The 24036-nt window shown below is 61.8% G+C and carries 26 protein-coding genes; 10 read left to right on the top strand and 16 right to left on the bottom strand.

The window, feature by feature from the left end:
- Window positions 1-20: 20 nt before the first annotated feature.
- From IEV82_RS14265 to IEV82_RS14250, 4 genes are read right to left on the bottom strand one after another with little or no spacing between them, the layout of a single operon-like run.
- A complete protein-coding gene (locus IEV82_RS14265; RefSeq protein ID WP_188482708.1) occupies window positions 21-788 on the bottom strand; it encodes a flagellar basal body L-ring protein FlgH in 768 nt (255 codons plus the stop codon).
- 14 nt (window positions 789-802) lie between these two features.
- The gene (gene flgA / locus IEV82_RS14260; protein WP_188482707.1) at window positions 803-1489 is read right to left on the bottom strand and encodes a flagellar basal body P-ring formation chaperone FlgA; all 687 of its coding nucleotides are present in this window, start codon (window positions 1487-1489) and stop codon (window positions 803-805) included.
- Complete coding sequence (gene flgG, locus IEV82_RS14255; RefSeq protein ID WP_188482706.1) at window positions 1486-2271, bottom strand: flagellar basal-body rod protein FlgG; 786 nt, start codon at window positions 2269-2271, stop codon at window positions 1486-1488. The genes flgA and flgG overlap by 4 nt, the downstream gene beginning before the upstream one ends.
- A gap of 33 nt (window positions 2272-2304) precedes the next feature.
- Window positions 2305-3048 (bottom strand): flagellar hook-basal body complex protein, encoded by a 744-nt coding sequence (locus tag IEV82_RS14250; protein ID WP_188482705.1) that lies wholly within the window; start codon window positions 3046-3048, stop codon window positions 2305-2307.
- A gap of 387 nt (window positions 3049-3435) precedes the next feature.
- Here IEV82_RS14250 and IEV82_RS14245 point away from each other — a divergent pair, with 387 nt between their 5' ends.
- From IEV82_RS14245 to IEV82_RS14215, 7 genes are all read left to right on the top strand, one after another.
- A complete protein-coding gene (locus IEV82_RS14245) occupies window positions 3436-5208 on the top strand; it encodes an amino acid adenylation domain-containing protein (RefSeq protein WP_188482704.1) in 1773 nt (590 codons plus the stop codon).
- 62 nt (window positions 5209-5270) lie between these two features.
- A complete protein-coding gene (locus tag IEV82_RS14240; RefSeq protein WP_188482703.1) occupies window positions 5271-6545 on the top strand; it encodes a flagellar hook protein FlgE in 1275 nt (424 codons plus the stop codon).
- A gap of 12 nt (window positions 6546-6557) precedes the next feature.
- Window positions 6558-7952 carry a flagellar hook-associated protein FlgK gene (gene flgK, locus IEV82_RS14235; protein WP_188482702.1) on the top strand — a complete coding sequence of 465 codons (1395 nt, stop codon included), beginning with the start codon at window positions 6558-6560 and terminating at the stop codon, window positions 7950-7952.
- 13 nt (window positions 7953-7965) lie between these two features.
- A complete protein-coding gene (locus tag IEV82_RS14230) occupies window positions 7966-8874 on the top strand; it encodes a flagellin (protein WP_188482701.1) in 909 nt (302 codons plus the stop codon).
- 55 nt (window positions 8875-8929) lie between these two features.
- Window positions 8930-10072 carry a flagellar basal body P-ring protein FlgI gene (locus tag IEV82_RS14225; RefSeq protein ID WP_373285233.1) on the top strand — a complete coding sequence of 381 codons (1143 nt, stop codon included), beginning with the start codon at window positions 8930-8932 and terminating at the stop codon, window positions 10070-10072.
- Window positions 10072-10359, top strand: coding sequence for a rod-binding protein (locus IEV82_RS14220; protein WP_188482700.1), 288 nt, complete (start codon window positions 10072-10074; stop codon window positions 10357-10359). Before IEV82_RS14225 ends, IEV82_RS14220 begins: the two co-directional genes overlap by 1 nt.
- Window positions 10356-10868 (top strand): hypothetical protein, encoded by a 513-nt coding sequence (locus tag IEV82_RS14215; RefSeq protein ID WP_188482699.1) that lies wholly within the window; start codon window positions 10356-10358, stop codon window positions 10866-10868. Before IEV82_RS14220 ends, IEV82_RS14215 begins: the two co-directional genes overlap by 4 nt.
- 122 nt (window positions 10869-10990) lie before the next feature.
- Here IEV82_RS14215 and IEV82_RS14210 read toward each other — a convergent pair whose 3' ends face one another.
- The 8 genes from IEV82_RS14210 to IEV82_RS14175 all read right to left on the bottom strand — a co-directional run bounded on the left by IEV82_RS14210 (window position 10991) and on the right by IEV82_RS14175 (window position 17330).
- A complete protein-coding gene (locus IEV82_RS14210; protein WP_188482698.1) occupies window positions 10991-12130 on the bottom strand; it encodes an EscU/YscU/HrcU family type III secretion system export apparatus switch protein in 1140 nt (379 codons plus the stop codon).
- A 3-nt stretch (window positions 12131-12133) separates the two neighbouring features.
- Window positions 12134-12895 carry a flagellar biosynthetic protein FliR gene (locus IEV82_RS14205; RefSeq protein ID WP_229747810.1) on the bottom strand — a complete coding sequence of 254 codons (762 nt, stop codon included), beginning with the start codon at window positions 12893-12895 and terminating at the stop codon, window positions 12134-12136.
- Window positions 12896-12898: 3 nt separating this feature from the next.
- Entirely contained in the window at window positions 12899-15001 is a 2103-nt protein-coding gene (flhA, locus tag IEV82_RS14200; RefSeq protein ID WP_188482697.1) for a flagellar biosynthesis protein FlhA, read from the bottom strand.
- A gap of 3 nt (window positions 15002-15004) precedes the next feature.
- Window positions 15005-15859 (bottom strand): lysozyme family protein, encoded by an 855-nt coding sequence (locus IEV82_RS14195; RefSeq protein ID WP_229747809.1) that lies wholly within the window; start codon window positions 15857-15859, stop codon window positions 15005-15007.
- A gap of 113 nt (window positions 15860-15972) precedes the next feature.
- A complete protein-coding gene (locus tag IEV82_RS14190; protein WP_188482695.1) occupies window positions 15973-16242 on the bottom strand; it encodes a flagellar biosynthetic protein FliQ in 270 nt (89 codons plus the stop codon).
- A gap of 1 nt (window position 16243) precedes the next feature.
- Window positions 16244-16567, bottom strand: coding sequence for a flagellar hook-basal body complex protein FliE (gene fliE, locus IEV82_RS14185; RefSeq protein ID WP_188482694.1), 324 nt, complete (start codon window positions 16565-16567; stop codon window positions 16244-16246).
- 5 nt (window positions 16568-16572) lie between these two features.
- On the bottom strand, window positions 16573-16983 hold the full coding sequence (flgC, locus tag IEV82_RS14180; RefSeq protein WP_188482693.1) for a flagellar basal body rod protein FlgC: 411 nt from the start codon (window positions 16981-16983) through the stop codon (window positions 16573-16575).
- Window positions 16984-16988: 5 nt separating this feature from the next.
- Window positions 16989-17330: a flagellar basal body protein gene (locus tag IEV82_RS14175; RefSeq protein WP_188482692.1), complete on the bottom strand. Its 342-nt coding sequence runs from the start codon at window positions 17328-17330 to the stop codon at window positions 16989-16991.
- A gap of 72 nt (window positions 17331-17402) precedes the next feature.
- On the opposite strand from IEV82_RS14175, the gene IEV82_RS14170 reads away from it, so the two are divergent.
- Window positions 17403-18764 carry a FliI/YscN family ATPase gene (locus IEV82_RS14170; RefSeq protein ID WP_188482691.1) on the top strand — a complete coding sequence of 454 codons (1362 nt, stop codon included), beginning with the start codon at window positions 17403-17405 and terminating at the stop codon, window positions 18762-18764.
- On the opposite strand, the gene IEV82_RS14165 is transcribed toward IEV82_RS14170, so the two are convergent.
- Window positions 18736-19185 (bottom strand): hypothetical protein, encoded by a 450-nt coding sequence (locus tag IEV82_RS14165; protein WP_188482690.1) that lies wholly within the window; start codon window positions 19183-19185, stop codon window positions 18736-18738. The two genes, IEV82_RS14170 and IEV82_RS14165, sit on opposite strands and share 29 nt — an antisense overlap.
- Window positions 19182-20045 carry a flagellar motor stator protein MotA gene (gene motA / locus IEV82_RS14160; protein WP_188482689.1) on the bottom strand — a complete coding sequence of 288 codons (864 nt, stop codon included), beginning with the start codon at window positions 20043-20045 and terminating at the stop codon, window positions 19182-19184. Before motA ends, IEV82_RS14165 begins: the two co-directional genes overlap by 4 nt.
- A gap of 130 nt (window positions 20046-20175) precedes the next feature.
- On the opposite strand from motA, the gene IEV82_RS14155 reads away from it, so the two are divergent.
- Complete coding sequence (locus tag IEV82_RS14155) at window positions 20176-21126, top strand: hypothetical protein (RefSeq protein WP_188482688.1); 951 nt, start codon at window positions 20176-20178, stop codon at window positions 21124-21126.
- A 368-nt stretch (window positions 21127-21494) separates the two neighbouring features.
- On the top strand, window positions 21495-22265 hold the full coding sequence (locus IEV82_RS14150) for a hypothetical protein (RefSeq protein WP_188482687.1): 771 nt from the start codon (window positions 21495-21497) through the stop codon (window positions 22263-22265).
- 88 nt (window positions 22266-22353) lie between these two features.
- On the opposite strand, the gene IEV82_RS14145 is transcribed toward IEV82_RS14150, so the two are convergent.
- Together IEV82_RS14145 and IEV82_RS14140 are read right to left on the bottom strand one after the other, a co-directional pair.
- Entirely contained in the window at window positions 22354-22809 is a 456-nt protein-coding gene (locus IEV82_RS14145; protein ID WP_188482686.1) for a chemotaxis protein CheD, read from the bottom strand.
- A gap of 65 nt (window positions 22810-22874) precedes the next feature.
- Entirely contained in the window at window positions 22875-23903 is a 1029-nt protein-coding gene (locus IEV82_RS14140) for a CheB methylesterase domain-containing protein (RefSeq protein WP_188482685.1), read from the bottom strand.
- Window positions 23904-24036 lie beyond the last annotated feature (133 nt).

Genomic DNA, 24036 nt, shown 5'->3' with positions numbered 1-24036 from the left:
TCTCCTGGTCCATTTCCATCTCAGTAGGGAAGGATGACATCGAGGGCATCCTGTCCGTAGCGGGGTTGCTGGACCTGCGAAATCTGTCCGATCCCGCCATAGGAGATGCGGGCTTCTGCGATCTTGTCGTAGGGAATGGCATTTGACATGTCGACGTCCACCTTTCTGATGATGCCTGCGATGCGCAGTTCGCGCAGTTCGTTGTTGACGCGGACCTCTTGCCGCCCGGCGATGACGAGGTTGTCGCCTTGAAGTTCCTGAAGGACCATGGCCGCGACGCGCAGACTGATGCGTTCGTTTCGCCCGATCGACCCGCTGCCACGAGCGCCGCTGTTGGACGACAGGTTGATCAGCGACCCGCTTGGCAGATCCTCCTCATCGAGGCCCGGAAGGAACCGATCAAGTTTGGTCTCGTATCCAAGGAAGGTGGGTTTCCCGAGATCATTGCTGGCTGTCCGTGACCGTCGAGATTCGTTCTCAAGCTGAGCTTCGTCGTCGATTTCGATCACCACGGTGAGAATATCGCCGACTTGCGCGGCACGTCTGTCGGCGAAGAAGCTGGGCGCGCCATTACTCCAAAGCGACGCGGCTTCGGCCCTGACTGGTGGATTGCGAAGCGGCTGCGCCCTTTGCGGCACACGAACCGACAAGGCTTCGGGTATGGTCCCTTGATCAAGCACCATGCCCGTCAGCTGTGGGTCGCGGTGTTCGGCAATCTGCGCGCAGCCTGCAAGGCTGGCGACCGCGAAGAGCACCGTTAGGCAAAGAGGAGAGTGTGGTCCGTGCATGTGTCTCTCGCGGGTCATTGGACTTTGACAAGGCCGGGGCCGGCTACGGCCGCCGATATGGTCCGGTTGGAGGATAGGTTTACGACCCGCACCACGTCTCCAAGCGCGCCGTCTTCGAGAGCGCGCCCTGTGGCGGAGAGATCGAGACCTTTGTGACTGTAGGAAATCGTGACCTTTTCGCCCCGCAGGACGGCGCGCGGCTCCTGTATCGATCCGCCGGGCACAGGACGGCCGGCGAGGAGGGTGCGGCGCACCTCCTTGCCGACGAGGTCTTCGGTCAGGCGCAGCGTCGATGAGGGCAGCGTGGCGAGAAGGACACTGGCAGGTGCGAGATCCGCGTCGGTCAGGATCTCGCCGGGTTGAAGGCGGCGCACCGGAACAGAAGCGGGAACAGTGACGCTTGCCTGTCCCCGGAATCCCAGCGACTGCCCATCCGTCAGGAGCATCCTCACAGCGAAGATCCCGGCGCGCGGATCAAAGCTGAAGGCCTCGATCGCAAGCGCCGTGTCGGGTACGCCGGACGGAAGAAAGATCTGGACCTCTCCATCGGCGGGAATGCTGAGCGCACCGTCTGACAGCACTGCTTCCTCGATCAGCACAAGACTGGATACACCTTGCCCGGCCATCGTCTGAACGGGACCGGAACCGGAAGTGGCCAGAACGACCAGCGCCGCGAGGAGGATACGGAATTGGCGTATCATCTGATCTGATTCGCGGTTTGCAGCATCTGGTCGGCTGTGGTCAGCGTCTTGGAGTTCATCTCATAGGCGCGCTGTGCTGTGATGAGGTCTGTGATCTGCTTGATAACATCGACATTCGATCGTTCAAGATACCCTTGGCGCAGCACACCCATGCCTTCGACGCCCGGCTCCACGTCGATCGGCGTGCCGGAGGCCGCGCTTTCAAGGAGGAGGTTGTCGCCGATGGGCTTCAGGCCAGCCTCGTTGACAAAGGTGGCGAGCCCGATCTGGCCGATAAGCTGTGGTGCAGCCTCGTTGCTGACATAGGCCATCACCTGACCGTCAACAGAAACCTCGACGCGCGTGGTGTTCTCGGGAATGACGATCGGCGGCTCGAGGCGGTCACCCTGAAGCGAGACAACCTCGCCCTCGGCCGAAAGGTTGAAGGCACCGGAGCGTGTGTAGGCGGCCGAGCCGTCCGGGCGGGTGACCACGAAATAGCCGCGCCCGTCGATGGCGAGGTCGAGCTGGTTGCCGGTTTCGAGCAGTCCGCCCTGAGTGTTGAGGCGGATGATCCCCGCGGTCTGCACGCCAAGCCCGATATCGACACCCACGGGCCGGGCTGTCCCGTCCTCACCGGTGAGTGCGCCTTCGCGCTTCTGGGTCTGGTAGATCAGGTCCTGGAACGCGGCCCGACCAGCCTTGAAGCCGGTCGTGTTGGCGTTTGCGATGTTGTGGGCAACCACGTCGACTTGCGTCTGCTGGGCGAGCATTCCGGTTGCGGCGATGCCGAGAGCGTTCATTTCATGGCGTCCTTTTCATTATTCGCAAAATTGTCAGGTATTGGGGCCAAGCCGGCTCAGCGTCTGCTTGCGCAGGTCATCGCTGATCGTCGCCATGTTCATGGAGCGCTCGTAAGCGCGCTGCTGACTGATCAGCAGGGTCATCTGTTCGATGGGATTGACGTTCGACTGCTCGAGATGTCCTTGCAGGAGGTTCGGCTCCAGCGCGGGCATCAGCTCTACATTCTCGTCTCGAGGGACAAGGAGAGAGCCGCGCAAGTGTTGCCATCCGGCGATTCCAGGTTGTTCAAAAATACCGATCTGGGCCAGCACTGCACCATCATCCGCAGTGATCGTGCCATCCTTGGCGATGGTCAGACCCGCTTCATCCGGCGGAAGGGTGATGGGTGCTCCCCCGAGATCGAGCACCAGATCCCCGCCGGCAGTGACAAGATCGCCTTGGTCGCTGAGCGCGAGTTGCCCGTCGCGGCCAAGGGCGGTCTGACCTTCGGGCGTCAGGTAGGCAAGCCAGCCGTCACCGGGCAAAGCGACGTCGAGCGGATTATCCGTGCGAAAAACACCGCCCGGTGAAAGATTCGACACGGTCGCGGTCTCTATGGAATAGGCCATCGACTTGAGGTCGCCGTCCATCCCGCCGCGGACCATCAGACTTTCGAAGAGCGGTGCAGCAGCGCGGAAGCCTATCGTGTTGGCATTGGCGATATTGTTTGCGGTCACGTCGGTTGCGCGTTCCAGCATTGCTGCCCGTGAGAGCGCCACGTATCCGGTATTCTCCATCGCCTGCCTCCGTTCGAACTGAGCTATTGATCTGATCTGCGAAAATCATTATACGGCTATTTAGTTTTTCGCAAACTGAAAGTGGATGGCATGTTGATCGGGTGCAGCGCAGATGGGCAAGCGGACCGAAAAGGTCGCCTCACGGCGTCCGTCCGTCGTCTTCCTCTTTGGGCAATGACCACTTCAGTCGCGTTTCTTGCGCCAACCCTTTTGGCCGCAAGCCCTCCGGAAAGCAGCTTGCGACCTGTCCCGCGGCCTGTGGAGATTGCTGCAGACCAAATCCAAGTCCTGCCCGACGCCGGAGACTCATCTGCGCCAGTGTCCGATCTGATTGGAGTCGGACCACAGCCAGAGCCATCCACGGAAATTGCGAAAGCTGATTCCTTGGTGGACGTCGCGTCTTTTGTCGTCGCGCAACCACCTGCTGTCTCGAACGCGACGGCACCTGACGACACGCCGCTCCCTTTTTCGGCCCATGTCTCCGCTCGGCCGAACGTGGCCGCGTTTGGCACCACGTCGCAGTTCATTCTGCCTTATGTCGAGGAGCGCGATGCTCTGCTTGCCGCCCTGCAGGCTCCGGATCCGCGTGCGGAAGCTGCATTGCGGCTCGATTACGTTCAGTTCCTCATTGCGCACATGATGGTGGCCGAAGCGCAAAGCATCCTTGCATCGCTCCCGTTGGACGAACCCAATCTCGATGCCGTCAACCGCGACCGCGCGCTTGGCTACGCGGCGATCCTTTCCCGACTGGCGGGCCAACCTCCGGCAGCCCCGGTGCCTCCGATCTGGAACGACGATCCGCTCTGGTCGCTCTTGCTTGCCGCGCCCCAGGACGCCTGGGAACCGGGTGGCGCTGACCTGCGCGCAGCACTGACGGCGCTGTCGCGTCAGAGCCGACGCGTTGCGACTGCAGTTCTGCCCGACCTGTTCGACCATGCTCTGCTTCGCGGCGATGTGGACGTGGCGGCCGAGATCCTTGCCGCTGCACCGGCGGGTACCGATCTTGATGGTTGGGACGTTCTTGAATTCATGCGCGGTCGCCTTGCGCTTGCGCAGGGCGGAGAAGAGATGGCCTTCGATATCTTCGCGCGCGTGTCGGAGGGACATGGCGAGGTCGCCGCATATGCCCGACTTGCGCTTGCGGACATGGCTCTGTCTCGGGATGACCCGACGCTCTTGCCCCAAGTGCGCGACCTGCTGCGCGCAGGCTTGTCCAACTGGCGCGGAGACGACATTGCGCTGCGGCTCCGGGTGCAGCTTGCCCGTGTGGCAGAAGAAATCGGCGATGATGCGACCGCGATCGAGGTCATGGCGATGATCTTCCGGGAACATCCGGGCACCCCCGAAGCAAATCTTGCCGACGAGCGTCTTGGCGTCCTTCTTGATCGTGTCGACGACCAACTCAACAGCGGTGAGATGCCTCTCGACGAAGCGTTGGCGATGGTCCGGCGGCTCGATCCGCTGATGGCGGGGCGTGGCGATTGGGTCTCGGTGCGGGTGCGCCTTGCAGAAAGGTTCCAAGATGCAGGGCTGATGAAGGCGGCGCTGGCGGAACACGGGGACATCGCTGCTTTGCCTGCGACAACCCTGAAAAAGGCGGATGCCCAGGTTCTTGACGAGGCGGTGCATCGGCAGGCGGGCCTTTTGCTGGCGAATGGCGATCCGACAGGCGCGCTGGCCGTGCTTGACCGACGTCTGATTCCGGGGTCTGCGGACCTGCTCATTCCGGCAGCAGGTCTGCGTGTTGCCGCGAACGGAACCGGCGATTTTCCGGCTCCGTTCTTGGCGGCGCTGGACGTCGGGGACCCTGCAGATATCACCGATCCATCGGTGCAGATCGGTCTTGCCAAATCCGCGCAACAGATCGGCGATGTCGCCACCGCACTTGCGGCTTACGACCGATCCATCAACATCGCGAGCCTGCCTGAACGCGTCGATGCTGCGCGCCTTGCGGGCGAGGCGAAAGACAAGGACCGCGCAGGACGCTATGTCGAGCTCCTTTCCGGGGAGCGCGGCCAGCGCCAGGGCGCTTTGGTGACGGGACTTGTGGCCGAAGAGCCAATCGACGGTCCGCTGTCAGTCAGCACCGCAGAATCGATCATCGCCGGTGCACAAGAAGCCGGAACCGCTATCACCGCCCTCTTGGGGCAGGGGGACTGATCATGGTTCGCCATATCCTCCGCAATTTCAGTTTCACCCAGCAATTCTGAAGGGAAACAACCATGTCGATCCTCAACGCAATGCAGGCCGGGGTAAGCGGTCTCAGCGCCAACGCCAAGGCCGTCTCTCTGATCGGTGAGAACATCGCCAATACGGGAACTGTCGGTTTCAAACGCTCCTTCGCGCAGATGGTCACGATCAACTCGGGAGATGCCGCAGGTGTGCGTGCACAGCGCGCGTCCGAGGTCAGTGCCGCAGGCACCAACATCATGACAAGAAGCGCAACGGACCTGGCGATCGGCGGTCAGGGCTTTTTCGTGGTCTCGAAACAGCCCAATGATCCGGTGCTTGCCAACTACATGCTGACCCGGGCCGGATCGTTCTCCGTCGACGCAGACGGCAACCTCAAGAACGCGGCCGGGTACTATCTGTCCGGCTTCAAATACGACGATACTGGAACAATCGGCGCGGTCGACCGCCGCAGCTATGGTTCGCTGGAGACGATCAACCTTGGCGATGTCGAACTGACTGCCGCGGCCTCCACCACGGCCACCATCAGCGGCAACCTCCCGGCAGATGCAACGGGTACAGGTGCTGCAGCAGGTTCATTCGTATCGACAGTCGGCTATTACAACGACCTTGGCGCGGAAGAGCAGCTGACCCTGACTTGGACTCCTGATCCGGCAATCGAGAACCGCTGGACGCTCGATGTCGCCGGGGGCGGTACTGCATACGGCACGGTGGAAGTGGACTTCCACGATTCGGGCGCGACCCCGGCAGCGCCGCTGCTCTATACCGGCCCGGGCGCCCCGCCACTGGCGCTGGACGCGGCCACCGGAGAGATGACCATCACCATCAACAACGCCTTAATTCCTCAAGTCCTGACCATCGCATTGGGTGCGCCGGACACCTACGACGGGATCACCCAATTCGCCGGTGACTACGAACCGCAACGGGTGACGATCGACGGATCGGAAGTCTCGGACATGGCCTCGACCGAGATCGATGAAAGCGGCATCGTCTGGGCGCTGTTCGAGAACGGCGTTCGAAAGGCGCTCTACGAGATTCCCGTCGCCAATGTCGCCAATGTCGAGGGACTTCAGGCAGTGACCGGAAACGCATACCAGCTTACATCCGAATCGGGCGACGTGTTGCTGAACGTGGCGGGCAACCAGCCTGCGGGCAGTATCCTGTCGAACACGCTCGAGAACTCGAATGTCGACCTGGCGCAGGAAATGACCGACCTCATCATGGTTCAGCGGGCCTACCAGTCGAACTCGAAGATCGTGACCACCGCAGACGAGCTTCTCCAGGAAGCCAACAACCTCAAGCGCTGAAGGTAGCTTCGCATGTCACTCAGTACAGCGCTTAACATTGCATCCTCCGGGCTGGGCGCTGCGGCGCTCAAGACAGGCGTTACGTCGCAGAACATCGCGAATGCGGATCGACCGGGCTTTACCCGCAAATCCGTATCGACAATCACCACCGCCTCGGGACAGGTGAGAGCGGGGTCCATCGACCGAAGCGTTGATGCCATGCTCACCCGACTTGACCGCGCGGGAAAGTCGAAACTGGCCGCACATGCAACCGTGGCCGAGGGCATCAGCGCCTATACAAGCCATCTTGGCCAGCCGTCGGATGCAACCTCACCGGCGGCGCATGTCGAAAAGCTTCGCGCCGCGCTTGCGACACTGGCGGGGTTTCCCGATCAGGAGGCCGCACAGCTGCAGGTCGTCTCCATGGCCAAGGCCGCAGCGAGCAATCTGCGTGATCTCTCCGGAACGCTGGATTCGGTCGCACGCGAGGTCGATTTGAACCTGCGCTACGACGTGACGGCGGTGAACGACGCGATGCAGGAACTCGCGCAGCTCAATCGTCGTGTCGGCACCCCCACCGAACCGCTGGACGAAACCCGACGCGCCGACCGGATGGGCGAACTCGTGGATATCGTTTCAGAGTACATGGACATTCAAACCGTCACGACCGGGCAGGGGGTTGTGAATCTCTACACCGCGAGCGGTGTCGAACTTGTCGTGCGGGACAAGGTTTTTGACGTGTCCTATGACGGCACCTCGGGCACGCTTCGGGCCGGCACGGTCGATATCACGCTCGGTGTGCCGGGGCGGGCATTGACGGGTGGGACGCTGGCGGGGCTTATCGAGTTGAACAATCGCATGGTCCCGGCCTTCCGCGACCAGCTTGACGGGATGGCTGCCGCGCTTGTCCAGGGGTTCGAGGCCGCCAACCCGATTGCCCCAGGTGGGCGCGGCCTGTTCACTGACGCAGGTGGGGTCTTTTCGGCAGCGCTCCAGCCCGGTCTCGCCGGGCGCCTCACGGTAAACGCTGCGCTTGATCCGGATTTTGGCGGTAACCCGTCGCTGCTCCAATCGGGCGGTCTTCCCGGAGTTCCGGCCAGCGATGCCTCACGCATCGATGCAATGACCCAGGTTTTCTCGCAGGTTGTCACCGTCGACACGGGCGGGCTGGGCACCACTCTGACGCTTGCCGATCTCGCGCCAACCCTGGTTGGCAACCAGCAGAGGGTGCGTGCAAATGCCGAAGCTGCAGCCACGACCTCCCGCACAGCGTCCGACACGGTCTCGGCCGCGCGGGGGAATTTCGAAGGCGTGAACATCGACGACGAGATGCAGAAGCTGCTTCTCGTCCAGCAGAGCTACGCGGCCAACGCCAAGGTGCTCACCACCGTGACCAACATGCTCGACACCCTGCTCGCAGCGGTTTGACAGGAGGCTTTTCATGACCACGCTCATCAAGATCGCGACATTGCAGCAGTCCATGGGGCTGCGCCAGATCGTTGCACAACAGACCGCCGAGTCCGCGAAACTGACGCAGGAAGTGGCGACCGGCATGAAGAAGGACGTCTTTTCCGACGGTCCCGCAGCCGGGACCCGGTCGCTTTCACTGAGATCACATATGGCAGCGAACGGCGCCTACATGGAGGCCAACGAGGTTCTGCAGGGGCGCCTTCAGACGATGTCGAACGCGCTGGCAGCGATTTCCGAGCAGGCGCGCAGCTTCGAGGCACTGACCCTGTCGGACGCAATGAGAGGCAGCAGCCGCGAGATTTACCGTTTGCAGGCCGAACACACGCTCGAGCAGATCGTCAACTTCACCAATACGACCCATGGCGGGGATCACGTCTTCTCGGGGCTGGGCACCGATCGCAAAACGGTCGAGCTGAATGCCGCGCCGCCCCCCGGATTGGCCGTCAACTATCTGGGTGGTCCAGGGCAATTGTCCGCGCAGATCGACGATGGGACGAACATGGCCTATGGGCTCAGCGCCACAGATCCCGCCTTTACGCGGATCTTCGACACGCTCACCTCGGTCCTGAACGCCGATGTCGGAGCGATGACACCCGCTGCCTTCGACACATTGCGCGAGACGGTTGCAACGACGCTTTCCGAAGGTCTGCAGTTTCTCACGTCGCGGCAGGCGGCGCTTGGCAACAATCAACAGCAGTTGCAAGACAAGATCGACGCGCAATATGCGCTGGATCAACTTTACACGAAGACGGTAACCGGGATCGAGGGTGTCAATGTCGAGGAGACCGCGGTGCGTCTGCAGTCGATGCAGGTCCAGTTGCGCGCAACGTTCGAGGTGACGGCACGGTTGGGTCGGATGACATTGCTCGATTATCTTTGATGGCAGGCGCAGGCGAACGACATCGCCTCAACTTGCACTTCAGCACTTGCGAAAAATGAAATTTCCTGTGATGGAGCAGGGACAGGTTCGGGATTTCAGGCACATGGTCGGGCGGCTTCTTCTCACGATTGCATTCATTCTGGGCGCGGGGTTCGCGACGGCGGAGGTGCGCATCAAGGACATCGTCACTTTCGAGGGCGTGCGGGCCAACCAGTTGGTTGGCTACGGTCTCGTGGTTGGTCTGGATGGCTCGGGGGATTCGCTGCGAAACTCGCCATTTACCCGAAGCTCGATCGAAGGGATGCTGGGCCGCCTCGGCGTCGGCAACCTTTCGGACGAGGAACTGCGCACGCGGAACACCGCTGCAGTGATGGTCACGGCGGACCTGCCGCCCTTCGCGCGTCGCGGCATGCCAGTGGACATCGTCGTCTCGTCGCTTGGTGATGCCCGGTCTCTGCACGGCGGCGTCCTCATCGTGACGCCGCTTGTTGGCGCGGATGGCGAGGTTTACGCTGTCGGCCAGGGCCCGCTTGCGGTCGGAGGCTTTGCCGCGGAAGGCGCGGCGGCGCAGATCGTTTCGGGTGTGCCCACCGTTGCGCGGATCGACAACGGAGCGATCGTCGAGCGTGAGATTGATTTTGCGCTGTCCTCGCTCGGGTCGATCCGCCTCGCGCTGCGCAACCCCGATCTCACCACGGCGTACCGGATCGCCACCGTGATCAATGAAGCGTCGCTTCCCGCCTCGGCGCAGATGCTCGATCCTGGAACCGTCGAAATCGCGTTCTCGGAAAAGTCGCGCATGCCGGATGTGTTGGCGCAGATCGAGAACCTGATGGTCAGCCCGGCCGCGAGCGCGCGGGTCGTGGTGGATTCGAAGTCGGGCACCATCGTGATCGGTGCCGATGTCCGGATCGACGAGGTGGCGATCAGCCAGGGCGGCTTGACGGTCAGTATCAGCGAGAGCGCCAGCGTCAGCCAGCCCGAGCCGTTTTCCATTGGCGAGACAGTGATCATCCCGCAGACTGATATCGCGGTGATGCAGCGCGAGTCCGGTTTTGCCGTCGTGGGAGGGCAAGTCAGCCTGCAAGAGCTTGTGGACGGGTTGAACGCGATTGGTGTGAGCGCCCGCGAAATCATCTCGATCCTGCAGGCGATCAAGGCGGCGGGTGCGCTGCATGCAGACCTGAAGGTGATCTGATGGACCCGTTGCGCTCCTTGCCCGTGATGACGATGCCCGATGCGGGCAGTGCCCCTCTCTCTGATGGTCAGAGCGCCAAGCTTGCCGAAGAGTTCGAAGCGGTCTTCCTTGCAACCATGCTCGAAGGCATGTTGGAGTCCGCCCGGCCAAAGACGATGGGGGGCGGTTCCGGTGAGCAGATGTTCGTGAGCCTCATGGGCGCTGAGATTGCCAAGGAGATCGTCCGGAGCGGCGGTGTGGGTCTGGCCCGGAGCGTCGAGGCGCAGCTCGAGGCCTACCGCCGGTGACGCTGGTTCGCCCACCCGCGATGCTGTCGCGCTTGGCGATGCGTCTGCGCGAGCGCCGCCAGACCGAGACCGAGGAAGGCGATCCGGCGATGACAGCCGAGGATCGCGGCAATATCGAGAGCTTCGAGGAAATCCTGTCCCGAACGCTCACGCTTCTTACTTCCGAGAATGAAGCGCTGGTTGCCGGTGACATCGGCGCGGTGGCGGGCTTCTACGAAGACAAGGCGCATCTTCTGAAGGCGCTCGAACTGCGCCAGCCAGTGATCGAACCGTTCCTGCGCGATGGCTCTGACGCCACCGGCACCCTTCGGGAGCTGATCCGCGCGCTGGCCGAGCAGTTGCAGGTGAACGGGCGACTGCTCAAGGGCATGGCAGAGGCCTCGCAGGCGATCCTTCTCGAGGTGGAGCGGACGCGAAGCCGCGAGAGCCTTCGGGGTCTGTACGACAAGACCGGGCAGTTGCGCGACGAAGCGGGTCGTGGGTCTGCGGGCACGAAAAAGACGCTCTGATCTCAAGGCAGCATTGATAACCAACGCCTCGGTCATGCAGGGCGATTCCGGCTCGATATCTTGCTGGAACTGCAGACGCATCAGCCGTTCACGGTGCAGGCTCTCAGCGCGCATTGACGGATCTAGACCGTATCTTCGTCCTCCGGTTGGCGCAGCCGCGCCCCCTCGGGGGGCTTGCGCCGAATACGCCGACGCAGGTCGAGAACATAGTTCACGAGTTGTGCAACCGCCTGCCAGTGCCGTTCGGGGATGGTGTGCCCCACCTCCGTCGTCGCGTGCAACGCACGGGCCAGATCCGGGCTTTCGATCACCGGAACCTCACTGTCATGCGCCAACTGGCGAATGCGCGCTGCCACGAGATCGGTTCCTTTCGCAACGCAGACCGGCGCGAGATCGACGCCGCGCACATACCGCAGTGCAACGGCATAATGTGTGGGGTTGGCGATCACGAGTGTCGCCGTCGGAACGGCTTGCGAAATCCGTTGTTGACTGCGCTGGCGGCGGATCTGCATGCGCCGCGCTGCAATCTGCGGATCGCCCTCGGTCTCCTTGTGCTCGTCGCGTACCTCCTTGATGGTCATGCGCTGCTTCTTGTTGTGGCTGTACCGCTTCCACAGCAGGTCAAAGATCACGACCGGCACCATCAAGGCGCAGATGAGGCCAAGCATCCGCAGCGTGCTGGTGGCAAGCATGCCCGGAATCCACTCAGGTCCGGCCACAGCACCCGGCAGCAGCGCCTGCATCATCGACCAGACGACATAAAATCCCACCGCACCAATCATCATCAGCTTGAGAAGGCTCTTGAAGAATTCGACAAGATGCTCGGCGGAGGCCAGTTTCTTCGCGCCCTTCATCGGTGAGATCTTGTCAGGCTTCGGCTGGATCCTTTCGCCCGAGACAGCGAACGGGCCTTGCAGGAGACCGGCCAGAAGCCCGCACAGACCGAGGACACCCAGCGCCCCGGCCGTCATCAGAGCCGCTGGCCGCAGCGGATCGAGGATCAGGCCTCCCAGATCGCCGATGCCCGCTTCCCCGCTGCCGATCTCGATCATCGTTGCCTGTGTCAAAAGTTCGCCAAGCGCCTGCGTCGCCTTGAGACCCGGCCCGATCGACAGCAGGAACACGATGCCAAGCAGTCCGGCGAAGCCCATGAGGTGCCCGACATCGCGGCTGATCGGGACATCTCCCTTGTCGCGCGCCTTGCGGAGTTTCCGGTCGGATGGCGCTTCGGTCTTGGAGCTGTCGTCATCATTTTCGGACATCGTTTACATGCTCAGTGCGAGGAGCCAGTCGGACAGGACCACCATCATGTGATCCAGCACGGCGGGCAGAGTGATGACGAAGATCGTCAGGCCAGCGAGGATGAGGCCGGGGGCGGCCACGAAGAAGACCTGCATGGTCGGCATGATCCGGTTCGCGAGGCCAAGCGCGAGGTTGAGAACCACTGCAATAACAAGAAACGGCGTCGCCATGCTGGTCGCAATGTGGAACGCGCCCGCGCCCAGCCGGGCGATCTGGTCTGTCATGTCGCCGACGGGCAGCCGTCCGGGCGGCAGGATCGCGTAGGACCTCAGGATCGCGGAGATCATCAAATGGTGCAGGTCGGTCGCAAAGATCATCGCGATGGCTGCCACCGACAGGAGCGCCGCGAGCGCCGTGGCGCCTTCGGTATTGGCCTGGCTGGGAGCGAACGCATTGCTGAGACCCGAGACCATGCCCACGAGCGCGCCCAGCAGGTGAAGCGCGGCGATGAGGATGCGCGCGCCGGCACCGATGAAGATCCCGATTGCGGCTTCAGCGCCAATCAGGAGCGCGAACGCAGTCACCTGCTGCGGAGGCTCGGGGAGAGGCAGGATCGGCAGAAGCGACAGTGTCAGCACAAGGCCAAGGGCGATGCGGATCCGTGGCGGAATCTGCGCTTCGCCAAAGCCGGGCAAAAGGAGTATGGCCGTTCCGACGCGCGCGAAGGCGACAGCGGCAAGCTGAATCCAGCTGTTGACGATCTCGGGGGCGAGGCTCGGGTCCACCTGTCACGTCCCGATCGTGGCGACGGTCTTGAGGCGAGCTTTGCGATGCACTTCAGAGTGTGAGAGGACCTGCGTCTGACCGCTGACCCGCTCCAGCATGGAGCGCACGATGGGCCGGATATCGGGGTTTACCAGAAGCCCCGGCCATTCGTCGCGGGTTGCGAATTTCTGGATTTCTACCCGTGCCGCGAGGATGAATTCCTGCACCTTGGCAGGCGACATCGTGCAGATGGTCTCGTCGCCTTGCGTCCGGATGTTTGCTGCAAACTCGGTGTCCCACTTGGGGCCGAGCACGATCACAGGCACGTACCCTTCGGTATCCTCGAGGCCATGGCAGATCTGCACGGCCAGCCGTCGGCGGACATGTTCGCCGATCAGCGTGACGTTCTTGGTGACCGCGGCAACCTCGACCACCGCTTCGACGATCATCGGAAGATTGCGGATGGAGAGACGCTCGGCCAGCAGGTTCTGCAGCACATGCTGCAGCAGGATCACCGGGGATTGGTTCGGAATTTCGCTGACCAGCTTCTGGTAGTCCCGATCCAGCCGCTTGATCAGGTCCTGTGTGGCCCCGAATGTCAGAAGGTCGGGAAGATGCTCTCTTATGACCTCGGTCATATGGGTGATGGCCACGCTTTCGGGGTCGACCACGGTAAATCCGGCCGCTTCTGCCTCGTGCTCGACGGACGCATCGATCCAGACCGCGTTGAGGCCGAAGGTCGGCTCCCGGACCCGTTCGCCCGGAATGGAGGTGGCCGCATCGCTTGGATCAATGAGCAGACGCCCGCCAGGACGCAGTTCGTCAGTGGCAACATCGAGACCCTGGATGCTGATGCGGTAGCCATGGGGTTTGAGCCGCGCGTCATCCTTGATCCGTACGGGTGGCAGTATGAAACCGTACTCCGTCATGAAGAAGTTGCGCAGGCTGCGCACCTTGCCGGGCAGCGAGGCGTCGATGTCGTTGACCAGCACCATGAGCGCTGTTCCAAGATCGAGGCAGATGGCGTCGATCCTGAGCGGATCGGCCTGATCCTCGGCGTTTTCGGTTTGCGGACGGCGGGCCTCGGCCTCCTCGTCCGCGCGTTGACGGTCGATGTTGCGTTGAACCGTGAACCCGATCAGTGCGAGGCCACCTGCGAGCGTCAGGAACATCAGGTGCGGGAAGCCCGGAAGCAGACCAAGACCCCCAACCAGCACCGCCGCAAGATGCAGGGCTTTCGGACTTGCACCAAGCTGTGCGGTCACCGCCTCGCTTGCCATGCCTTCATTGGAGCCCTTCGTCACGATCATGCCCGCGGCGATGGAGACGATGAGCGCCGGGATTTGGGTGACCAGCCCGTCACCGATGGTCAGGACGGTGAAGTTGTGCATCGCCTCGCCGATGGGCATGTCGTGGCGCAGGATACCGATCAGAACACCGCCAAGGATGTTGACTATCGTGATGATGATGCCCGCCACCGCATCACCGCGGACGAACTTTGCCGCGCCGTCCATGGCACCGAAGAAGTTGCTCTCGCCTTCGACTTCCTTGCGCCGCCGCCGGGCTTCGTCTTCGTCGATGACACCCGCGCCGAGGTCGGCGTCAATCGCCATCTGTTTGCCCGGCATCGCATCAAGCGAGAACCGCGCGGAGACCTCTGCGATCCGGCTGGAGCCTTTGGTGATCACCATGAAGTTGATGACGATCAGGATGCAAAAAATGACCGCGCCGATCACGAAATCGCCGCCCACGACAAAGCTTGCGATGCCTTCGATGACATGCCCTGCCGCATCGGTTCCTGATTGCCCTTCCGACAGGATCAGCCGGGACGATGCCACGTTCAGCGCCAGCCGGAGCATGGTCACCACCAGAAGCAGCGTCGGAAAGCTGCTGAATTCAAGGGGTTTGTTCACCCATAGCGCCACCATCAACACGAGGATCGACAGCGCGATGGACAGCGCCAGCCCGAGGTCGAGCAGGACCGAGGGCAGCGGCACAAAGAGCACCGCGAGGATCACCGAGATGCCCACCGCGAATGACACGTCGCGGTTGCGCAGAAGCGGTGCGACAAAGTCGAGGACCATGTCGAGGGGCAGAGACGACTTCTGTCGGACTGTGCGGGTCATGGATCAGTTCGCCGGTGGAGAAGATGAGAACAGAGGGCGCGCCGCACCGCCGAATAGCGATGCAGCACCGCCGAGGTCGTCCGACAGCGTTGCTGACCACCCGGCACTGATCTGTTGCTCGGCAGGCGTGGGGGAGGCATCTCGGTTCGAGACCAAGGTCGGAAGTGGCTCCAGAACCCGCACATAGCTCGGGTCCCGAGGTTGCACGTGCCGGATCTGTGCTTTCAGCGGGCGCATCCGCCGCGGCGCCATTGCTGCAACGCTTACGCCTGCTGTTTTGTTGGTGGTCCTGGGAATGTTCGGGGACAGTGGCGTGGCGCGCATCTGCCCGGCCAGCGCATCAAGCTTCACGCTACCTTTCTCGAGCGCCGCGACGTGCCGAGACAGACCTGCGAGGTAGATCGCCTTTCGCTCCGGCGTGGCAGAATGATAATGGCCGGCCGCCTGCCACCAATCGCCGGTCTGCGTCTTGAGATCGCCCAGGAAACGCGCGGCGTAGTCGGCATTCAGGGCAGGTTCAAACCCTGCGCCGGGAGTTGGAAAGGCGTCAGGATGCCAACGCAGATTGATCTGAAGACAGCCGACATCGATCGAGCGAATTCCCTGCGCCAGTTGGCCTTGCACAAACGCTTCGGCCTCGGCGCGGGTGTCAAAACGATGGCCACGTCCTTCGACATTCACCGACCAGGGCCAGATCGTGCGTGCGCCCTGAAAGGTCATGCCAGCTTCCTGCAATCCCAAAGCCATCAACAGGTCGTGGGGAATGCCATGCGCGCGTTCAGCCTCGCGGATCGCTTGAATGCAGATCGCCTGATCCGGCCCTGTTGTCATGGTACGTTGGTCAATCTCGGTCTCCACCGCAGCCTCCGAGGCGCTCTTGCTCGGAAAGTTGAACAGACCGTCAAAAATGCCAGCATCCGAAGCTGATGGCAGAGCAAGGTGGAAGACCAGGATCAGGCACGCGCGCCGCATCAGATCGTGCCCGACTGGATCAGGTCGAATATCCGTTCGCTGAGGCCAAAGAGCGTCGTGTAGATCAGCGGCAAGGTGAGCGCAACGCAGACGAAGATGGCCGCAAGCTTTGGTACGAAGGTGAGCGTCATCTCCTGCACCGAGGTCAGCGCCTGGAGAAGCGCAATTCCCAAGCCCACCGCCATTGCAACGAACAGGGTTGGGCCGGAAGCGATCAGGATCACCCAGATCGACTCGACCACGATCTCGCTGACATCGGCCGGTGACATGTCAGACCGCCATCCTCAGGATTTCCTGATAGGCTTCGACCATCCGATCCCGCACGGCGACCGTAACCTTGACCGCCGATTCCATCGCCATGGTCGCCTCGACCACCTGTTGCATGGGCAGTGAACCGGCAAGCCCGGCAACGGCGGCCTGATCGCCCTGCCGCACGGTTTCGAGTGTCTGGAGCGCGGTCCGTTCCATCACATCGCCAAAGCTTGGCCGCGTCGCGTTTTCACTCTGGGCGGGTGCGGCGGCGGGCAAGGCCTGGCTTGTCTTGTAAGCGCGTGAAACCGCGCCGGTGACAAAGCCGCTCGTGCTTTCGATCATGTCTGTTATCCCAACATGTCAAGCAGCTGGCCGCGCATCTTTCGGCCGGTTTCCATCATGTTGAGGTTGGCCTCATAGGATCTGGCCGCCTCGCGCATGTTGGCCAGTTCAAGCAGCGGATCGACATTGGGCGTCTTCACATAGCCCTCGGCATCCGCGGCGGGGTGGAACGGATCGTGGCGCATCCTGAAGGGTGTTTGATCCTCGATGACAGACCGGACCGACACAAGCGATGCGCCCGAGGAGTCGTCGATCATGTCGCCAAAGGTCACAACCCGGCGCCGATAGGGGTCTGACCCTGCGGTCGACCCCGTCGAATCCGCGTTCGCCATGTTTTCGGCAATGATCTGCAGCCGCTGGGATTGCGCGGTCAGGCCGGAAGAGGCCGTGCGGCCAAGTGCGCTCAGGATATCCATGGTGTTCATCTCCGTCCGGATGCGAGGCCAATCAGGTCATGACCTTTTCTGTAGAGGCGAGAGGCGAGGTGGAACTGCCCGTTGATCTGGCTTGCGAGAATCGTCTGTTCTTCAAGAACCACGGTATTGCCATCCTTGCTGCCGCCCCAGCTACTGGCTGTATCCTCGACCTTGACGGACTCGGTTCCGAAGCGATTTCCTGTCAGGAAATCCTCGAACTTCTGCACGTCGCGCCCAACGTAGCTTGGTGTGTTGGCGTTCGCGATATTCTCGGCGACGACCTTTTGGCGGGCTGAAAGCCACTCCAGCCGCTGGCTCGCCATCTGGAACATGGAGATCTTGTTCACGGTGATGTCTCACTCTTGCGAAAAACGATACTCAGTGCTTTAAGCACAGAAATATCTTCAAAGGAAGCGTGAATGAACGAGCGTACGATTTTCTCCTTGCTCAGGGCTCAGACCCGCCGGATTCCCGAAAGCGAGGTCTTCGGGACGGTCCTGTCGTTGGGGGGGCTTCAGCTCGAGGTTGGGGGGCTGGGTGCCGCGGCGCGGATGGGCGCACATGTCAAAGTGGCGGACAGGATTCGCGGCGAGATCGTCGCGGTTGATCGCGGTGTGGCGACCGTTCTGCCCTTCGGCACATGGGAGGGTGTCGCGCTGGATGACGAGGTGCGTTTGATCGGGGCGGATGGTGACCTCTACCCGGACCAAAGCTGGCTCGGTCGTGTTCTCGATGCCTTCGGGCAGCCGCTTGATGATGCCGTGCTCTGTGACGGTCCGCGAAGCTATCCGCCGCGCGCAGTCCCGCCGGACGCCTTTCAGCGCCGCCCAACGGGACGGAAGCTCGAGACCGGTATCAAGGTGATTGACGCTTTCACACCCATCTGCCGTGGCCAGCGCCTTGGCGTTTTTGCCGGGTCGGGCGTTGGAAAATCCACCCTCATGGCGATGCTGGCACGGCAGGTCGATGCGGATGTGATCGTCATCGGGCTTGTCGGTGAACGTGGCCGCGAGGTGCAGGACTTCATCTCGCGCGACCTTGGTCCGGAAGGTATGGCACGGTCGGTGCTCATCGTTGCGACCTCGGACCAGCCGCCGCTGACACGACGTCAGGCCGCCTGGACCGCGACCGCCATCGCCGAGTACCTGCGCGATCAGGGACTGCACGTCCTTCTGATGATGGACAGCGTGACCCGTTTCGCGATGGCGCAGCGTGAGATTGGCCTTGCTGCTGGCGAACCGCCGACAAGCCGTGGCTATACGCCAACCGTCTTTGCGGAGCTGCCGCGATTGCTTGAACGGTCAGGTCCGGGACGGAACGTCACCGGGCAGGGCGACATCACGGCGATCTACACCGTGTTGGTGGATGGTGACGATCACAACGAGCCGATTGCCGATACTGTCAGGGGCATTCTTGACGGGCATATCATCCTTGCCCGCAAGATTGCCGAGGGTGGGCGTTATCCAGCGATCGATATTGCGAAATCCGTTTCTCGGGCATTGCCGCATTGTCATGCCGCCGCGGAGCGCGCAATCATGAGCACCGCCCGGCGCGCTTTGGCGCTGAACGCAGAGATGGAGGATCTCGTTCGGATCGGTGCCTACCGGGCCGGTGGCGATGCATGGACGGATGCCGCGATCCGGTTTGCCTCCCTTGCCGATGTTTTTCTGCGTCAGGGAACCAGGGACAGCCTCAGTTCCGATGAGACCTTCGCGGCGCTGTATGGACTGTTGGATGAGGCAGGATTACCGCTCAGCCCAGAAGAGCTGAGCGCCGGTTGACAGAGCGGGCGCGGGCGTGATCCACCGTGCCGCGTTCGTCTGCCTCTGATTGTTCCCGTCGCTGGTTGTCTTCGAGGATCCGGGCCAGGATGGTCTCTCTCAGCTGCGCATTGCATCTGAGGTCCCGCCACGCTTCGAGCACGTCTTCCCGCTTTGCCTCCACCGCCTTCTCGACGCCGTCTTTCTCGGCCGTCAGACGGTCACGTTCCTTCCGCAGTGTCAGCAGAAACCGGGCTGTATAATGCATCGCTTCGGTCATCTCGACGGCGGTTTCCTCATGCCTGCGCCGGTCAAGTTCCGCTCGTTGGGCCTCCAGTCCAGACGCCTGATCCTGCAGCGCGGCAAGGTCTGCCGCACACAGGCTAAGCTTCCGGTCGTAAAGGCGGCCCAGCATGGCCAAGGTTGCAAGGCGACGCGTCATGCGGCAATCGAACGCTGCGCGGTCTCGGTATCCTCGAAACTGGGGCGGTGATGCGGTGGGATGGAGCCGCGTCCGATTTCGACACAGATATTGGCCGGATGGTTGTGAAGCATCGCGACCACCACATCCCGGATCACGTAGGAAAAGGCGAGGTCCTGCTCCTCTATGGCCTGCAGACGGGCCACCACCGGAGCGACGATGCAATAGGCCAGGAAAACGCCGAGGAATGTTCCCACAAGGGCACCACCAAGCATCTTGCCAAGAATCGCCGGCGGCTGATCGACCGCAGACATGGTCTTGATGACACCCAAGACGGCGGCGACGATTCCAATCGCGGGCAGCCCGTCGGCCACGACACCAAGCCCATGAACCGGGATCATGTTCTCGTGGTGGATCGCCTCGATTTTCTTGGTCAGCACATCCTCCATCTGATGGGGGTCGTCAAAATTCATGCTGAGCATCCGGAATGCATCCGCGATCAGACTGGTCGCCTCATGATTCTTCAGGATGCGGGGATAGCGCTGAAAGATGCTTGATTCGCCCGGGTTCTCGATATGGCTTTCCAGTGCCACGGCCCCCTTGCTGCGGTGAAGCCGGGCCAGTTCGAACATCAGCCCGAGCAGATCATTGTAATCTTGCGAATTCCACCGTGCTCCGGTGAATGTGCGCTTGAGACTTGTAAGCGTCATTTTCAAGTGTGCGCCGGAATTGGCGATGATGAAGGCCCCGAGCGAGGCACCGACGATCATCATTCCCTCGAAGGGCAAGGCGTACAGCAGCACGTCGAACTTGCCGCCCGACAGGGCAAAACCGCCAAACACCAGCCCGAAGACCAGGACCAGTCCGATGAGGATCATCATGTCGGAAGCCTTCCATAGCCTGACTTTGCGAAAACTACTTTAGGATCTACTGAATGGAAAGAGGGATTGCGAAAATAAAAGAGCTACTGTATGTTTTTCGCAAATCTGACGCTGTACGGAGCCCGCTCTCATGGAACCTGCGACCGCCATCTATGTGCGTTTGTTGCTCGCAGAAGAATTCGTGCCGCCTTCAGGCTGGCCGGAAGATGTCGGTGTTGCCGTTGTGCGAACCACCGGTCCGGAAGTCGAGATTTTCCCTGTCCACCGTCAGGAAGCCCCGGCTGCATTGCTGCGTCGGATCGAGGATTTTTCGGGGATCGCACTTGGAGCCGCGGCGGTCTATCCCCCGGTCGAGGGGCATCCCGAATGTGACCTGCCGGTCAGCACCCTGCGCGATCTTGTCTCCGGGATCGAAAGGTTCCTGGCCTCGTCTCCCGATGTTGTGGAGGAGGCGGAAGACTTCGCCGTGAATTTTGCCTTCGCCGCAGAAGAGGGGATCGATCTCTCCGGCGCTTTCACGCCAACCACGCAGGCCGCACCAGTCGTGTTGCCGGGCTACGTGCCTCTGAGGTCTGATGCTGCGGCTTTGCGGCCGTTTCCTGACGCAGTCCTGCGGATCGCCGCATCGGGTGAGGCGCTTGTCATCCTGAATCCTTCGTTGCCCCCAGGCGTCATCGCAACGCCAGAGATCCTTGTGCGGGATGACGGTGTTGGATTCGCAGTGCGCCGAGAGGCGGTGACGCAAGATCAGCATCAACCCTACGCCTTGCAGCTTGCAAAGGGCAGCTTGCCAAAAGCGCTCGAGCGATTGGCTTGCGACATCCCCCTCGCGTGTTTCGCGCGCGCCGAGCACGTGCTCTTCACCCCCATCCTCGGATTCGCCGTGCAACCGGCGGCTTCGAATACGCCCGTCGGCGGCGCAATCTCGGACGCAAAGCCGTCAAGCTGGAGAATGCAGCGCGCAGTTGGTGCCGTTGCAGGTTTTGCGCTACTTGCGGCGGTGGCCTTGTTTTCGTCAGCCCCCACCCGCGCACTGCCACCGGAGACGCCCGTTGACGCCTTGCGCTCGGGATTGTTCTAGCACACGCCTTGGTTCGGTCGTGCCGTTCCTTTTGAAGAATTCGGTTGCACCCACGGTGTAGGCGGTGCTTTTGGGACGCGCCCGCAGCGCTCTTTCGATGCATTTACGCGCAGCCTCAATCCATAACGTCCCAATTCAGGACCTGTACTGCATCCTCCTGAGATGCCGACCACGCCGAAACGACCACAGGTGACCGCCCGCGATCGTCTGTTTTACAGGCGCTCATCTATCGAGTTTTGGTCTCAATGCCCGCTCGTTTGGCAAAATATCAAGTTTGACAAGATTTTACACAACTTCTGCGAACTCTATCCACAAGTCTCATTTTAAACGGTCACAGAAAATCCTTAGTGTATTCAGGAGATGCGTAAGTGCTGACCAATGATTATCGAAAGATGCTTGAGTGCGGTTCGACGAAGCAGGGTCACACCTTTCCCGTAAGCAACGTGGATCACGTTGTCCCCTTATGGCTCGAGCTTCCCAGAGACGGTGAAGCGCGGCCAACGACCCGGATCGGTGGTGAGGTTCTGACCTCCGATACCGCCAATTGGTGCAAGGGCAAATGGACGCTTCACCTCTTTTCCTTCGTTTCCGAAGCGCAGCAGGCGCAGCAGACGCTGGCAGCCGTCGGTTTATCCAGTGTCTCCGAAGCCGGCGCGCGGGCCTCTGGAGAGGGCATCCTCCTTTTGCAGTTGGACGCAGAGGGCGCATTCGGATGCACAATTGTCGATCGGCGCCGCGTCAAGCAGGCGCCGCCGCCTGTCGGCTCTTGGCAGGTGACCCCCGAGATCGCGAACCTCGCTGCCTTGCATGTCCCCTGTCGTGCCAAACAGCGGGCAGAGGCCCTGTTCCATCAGGTCGAAGCCGAGTTCGATCATCCTGAAGAGCGCGCAAAGGTGCTTGACCGCCTCGGGACCGGACCTCGGCAGCAACCGCTTGCCTGTATTCGTCTCGATGACGTGGTAGAGGCGGCCAACCGACTGCTGGAGCCCATCGGAGCCGAGGTGACATGTTCGGATCGTCGGATCGGCGGTGTTCTCGACTCCCTGGTCACGACACTGAGACCGACTCTCGACGGGCTTGTCGAGCGACTTGCGCATGATCTGGTCGTGGAGCTTGCCGACAGTGGCGGTATCGGCTGAATAAAGCGCCGTGCTTTGGGCGAAATGCTATTCAGCCCGACACCGTCGCCGGAGCAGTCGCCAAATTGCCCGCAACCGCGGTTCAATGTCAGAACAACACAACATTCGGCTTGGGCGGTTCAGCCTGCGGTTTCCGCCCTTCGTCAAAGTCACCCGGGACAATCATCTGGCGGGCCGTGCCGCTGGTGGCGTGGAACAGGACCTTGCGGGCGTTTACCCCCCCAAAGCTCTCCGCAATGCATGCGATTCCTTCCGCCAAAAGGAATTCACGGGTGAACCTTGCGTTGGAGTCGCCGATTGGGCTGAGGCGTTCGGTCATGTTTGCGGCGCCGAAAGCCTTGGCAACAAGCGCCTTGCGGTCTGCACCAAGACGGAGGAGAGCGTTGATGAGCTGCTCCATGGCATGAACGCCGTACCGTTCCGAACGACCGCCAAAGGTATCCTGACCCTGTGGCAAGAGAAAGTGGTTCATGCCACCGACCCGCAGGTTGGGATCGTAGAGGCAGACAGAAACACAAGACCCGAGGATCGTGGACAGCACCACGTCGGGTTCCCGAACGGCGAGGAATTCGCCTTGGGTGATTGTGATTGTGCGACGGATATCGGGGATCATTTGAGGCTGCCAACGTGGCAGGCGTTCAAGACCGCGCTGGCGATGTCGGACAGCGCCAAACGGCTTTCGACTGCTCCCAGGTTCCAGGCGGCCTTCGGCATGCCGTAGACCAGCGATGTCGTCTCGTCCTGACCGATGGTGGTGGCGCCAGCGCGGCGCAAGTCAAGCAATCCCTTCGCCCCATCGCTGCCCATACCGGTGAGGATCACTGCGACGGCGCGGCCTGCCCACGGAACCGCGGATGTGAAAAGCGCATCGACCGAGGGCATGTGCCCGGAAACCGGCATGCCTTGGTGGAGCTGACAGCGAAGCGCGGAGCCAGCAGCGATCCTCAGATGTGCCTCGCCACCAGCGGCGACAGTGACCATGCCGCGGCGCAGTTCCATTCCGTCCCGAGGGGCCACGACCTTGGCGCGACAGCGCTGTGCCAAAAGCTGGATAAGGCTACCGCTGTAGCCTCGACCAGTGTGCTGAACGATAGCCGTCGGGGGGCAGTCCGCGGGGAAGTCACCGAGAATTTGCAGCAGCGCATCAACGCCTCCCGTAGATGCGCCAATAAGGATGAAGCGGTTCGTGGGTTCGGCTTGGCTTTGCTCAGGACCGACGGCTCGGCAGTTCTTGGATGTGATGTCTTCGGAGATGGTCCAGTCGAAGGGAGCCGCCATGACTTCGGAAAGGGCATTTTCGGCCTGGGTCTGCGTCATGCCATGCAAAAGCACGGGCAGGTGACGGCCGTCCCGAACCAGGCCGTCAGCGCCGGCATCGGCGTGGAGACCCGCGATCTCGATCCAACGGCATCGCACGGTGCCGAGCAGGTCACGCAGGTGCCTGGCGTCACCAGAGGTGGCGAAACTCGGGCCGAGAACCGCAAGGTCCGGACGCATCGCTTTGATCATGCTCGTCGCTTCGGCGAAAGTTGTCGCCTCGCCCAGAATTTCGACCCCGGGCAGCGCGGTGAGCAGCCGGAGGATGAGCGATCGAGACAGTGGGCTTTTTGCGACGAGGACGATGCGCGTTGCACTCATGGTCTTCTCCTGAAAAGCGGTGCCTGATGACAGACACCGCGTCGGTGGTCTCGGACCCGCCACCTTGTTCTTAAGGGATCATTGTGTTCCAGGGAGGCGAGATCCGCCTCCCTGTACTGACGGGCGCCAGTGC

Origin of the sequence: Marivita lacus (assembly GCF_014637725.1) — a bacterium.
Lineage (GTDB): Bacteria > Pseudomonadota > Alphaproteobacteria > Rhodobacterales > Rhodobacteraceae > Marivita > Marivita lacus.
The sequence above is the reverse complement of the archived record's forward strand: the minus strand, read 5'-3'. Positions and strand labels throughout refer to the sequence as shown.

Bases quoted from the DNA above. Each gene is read 5' to 3' on its own strand.
- IEV82_RS14265 (WP_188482708.1), bottom strand. From the start codon at position 788: ATGCACGGACCACACTCTCCTCTTTGCCTAACGGTGCTCTTCGCGGTC.
- flgA (WP_188482707.1), bottom strand. From the start codon at position 1,489: ATGATACGCCAATTCCGTATCCTCCTCGCGGCGCTGGTCGTTCTGGCC.
- flgG (WP_188482706.1), bottom strand. From the start codon at position 2,271: ATGAACGCTCTCGGCATCGCCGCAACCGGAATGCTCGCCCAGCAGACG.
- IEV82_RS14250 (WP_188482705.1), bottom strand. From the start codon at position 3,048: ATGGAGAATACCGGATACGTGGCGCTCTCACGGGCAGCAATGCTGGAA.
- IEV82_RS14240 (WP_188482703.1), top strand. From the start codon at position 5,271: ATGTCGATCCTCAACGCAATGCAGGCCGGGGTAAGCGGTCTCAGCGCC.
- flgK (WP_188482702.1), top strand. From the start codon at position 6,558: ATGTCACTCAGTACAGCGCTTAACATTGCATCCTCCGGGCTGGGCGCT.
- IEV82_RS14230 (WP_188482701.1), top strand. From the start codon at position 7,966: ATGACCACGCTCATCAAGATCGCGACATTGCAGCAGTCCATGGGGCTG.
- IEV82_RS14225 (WP_373285233.1), top strand. From the start codon at position 8,930: ATGAAATTTCCTGTGATGGAGCAGGGACAGGTTCGGGATTTCAGGCAC.
- IEV82_RS14220 (WP_188482700.1), top strand. From the start codon at position 10,072: ATGGACCCGTTGCGCTCCTTGCCCGTGATGACGATGCCCGATGCGGGC.
- IEV82_RS14210 (WP_188482698.1), bottom strand. From the start codon at position 12,130: ATGTCCGAAAATGATGACGACAGCTCCAAGACCGAAGCGCCATCCGAC.
- flhA (WP_188482697.1), bottom strand. From the start codon at position 15,001: ATGACCCGCACAGTCCGACAGAAGTCGTCTCTGCCCCTCGACATGGTC.
- IEV82_RS14190 (WP_188482695.1), bottom strand. From the start codon at position 16,242: ATGTCACCGGCCGATGTCAGCGAGATCGTGGTCGAGTCGATCTGGGTG.
- fliE (WP_188482694.1), bottom strand. From the start codon at position 16,567: ATGATCGAAAGCACGAGCGGCTTTGTCACCGGCGCGGTTTCACGCGCT.
- flgC (WP_188482693.1), bottom strand. From the start codon at position 16,983: ATGGATATCCTGAGCGCACTTGGCCGCACGGCCTCTTCCGGCCTGACC.
- IEV82_RS14170 (WP_188482691.1), top strand. From the start codon at position 17,403: ATGAACGAGCGTACGATTTTCTCCTTGCTCAGGGCTCAGACCCGCCGG.
- IEV82_RS14165 (WP_188482690.1), bottom strand. From the start codon at position 19,185: ATGACGCGTCGCCTTGCAACCTTGGCCATGCTGGGCCGCCTTTACGAC.
- motA (WP_188482689.1), bottom strand. From the start codon at position 20,045: ATGATGATCCTCATCGGACTGGTCCTGGTCTTCGGGCTGGTGTTTGGC.
- IEV82_RS14155 (WP_188482688.1), top strand. From the start codon at position 20,176: ATGGAACCTGCGACCGCCATCTATGTGCGTTTGTTGCTCGCAGAAGAA.
- IEV82_RS14140 (WP_188482685.1), bottom strand. From the start codon at position 23,903: ATGAGTGCAACGCGCATCGTCCTCGTCGCAAAAAGCCCACTGTCTCGA.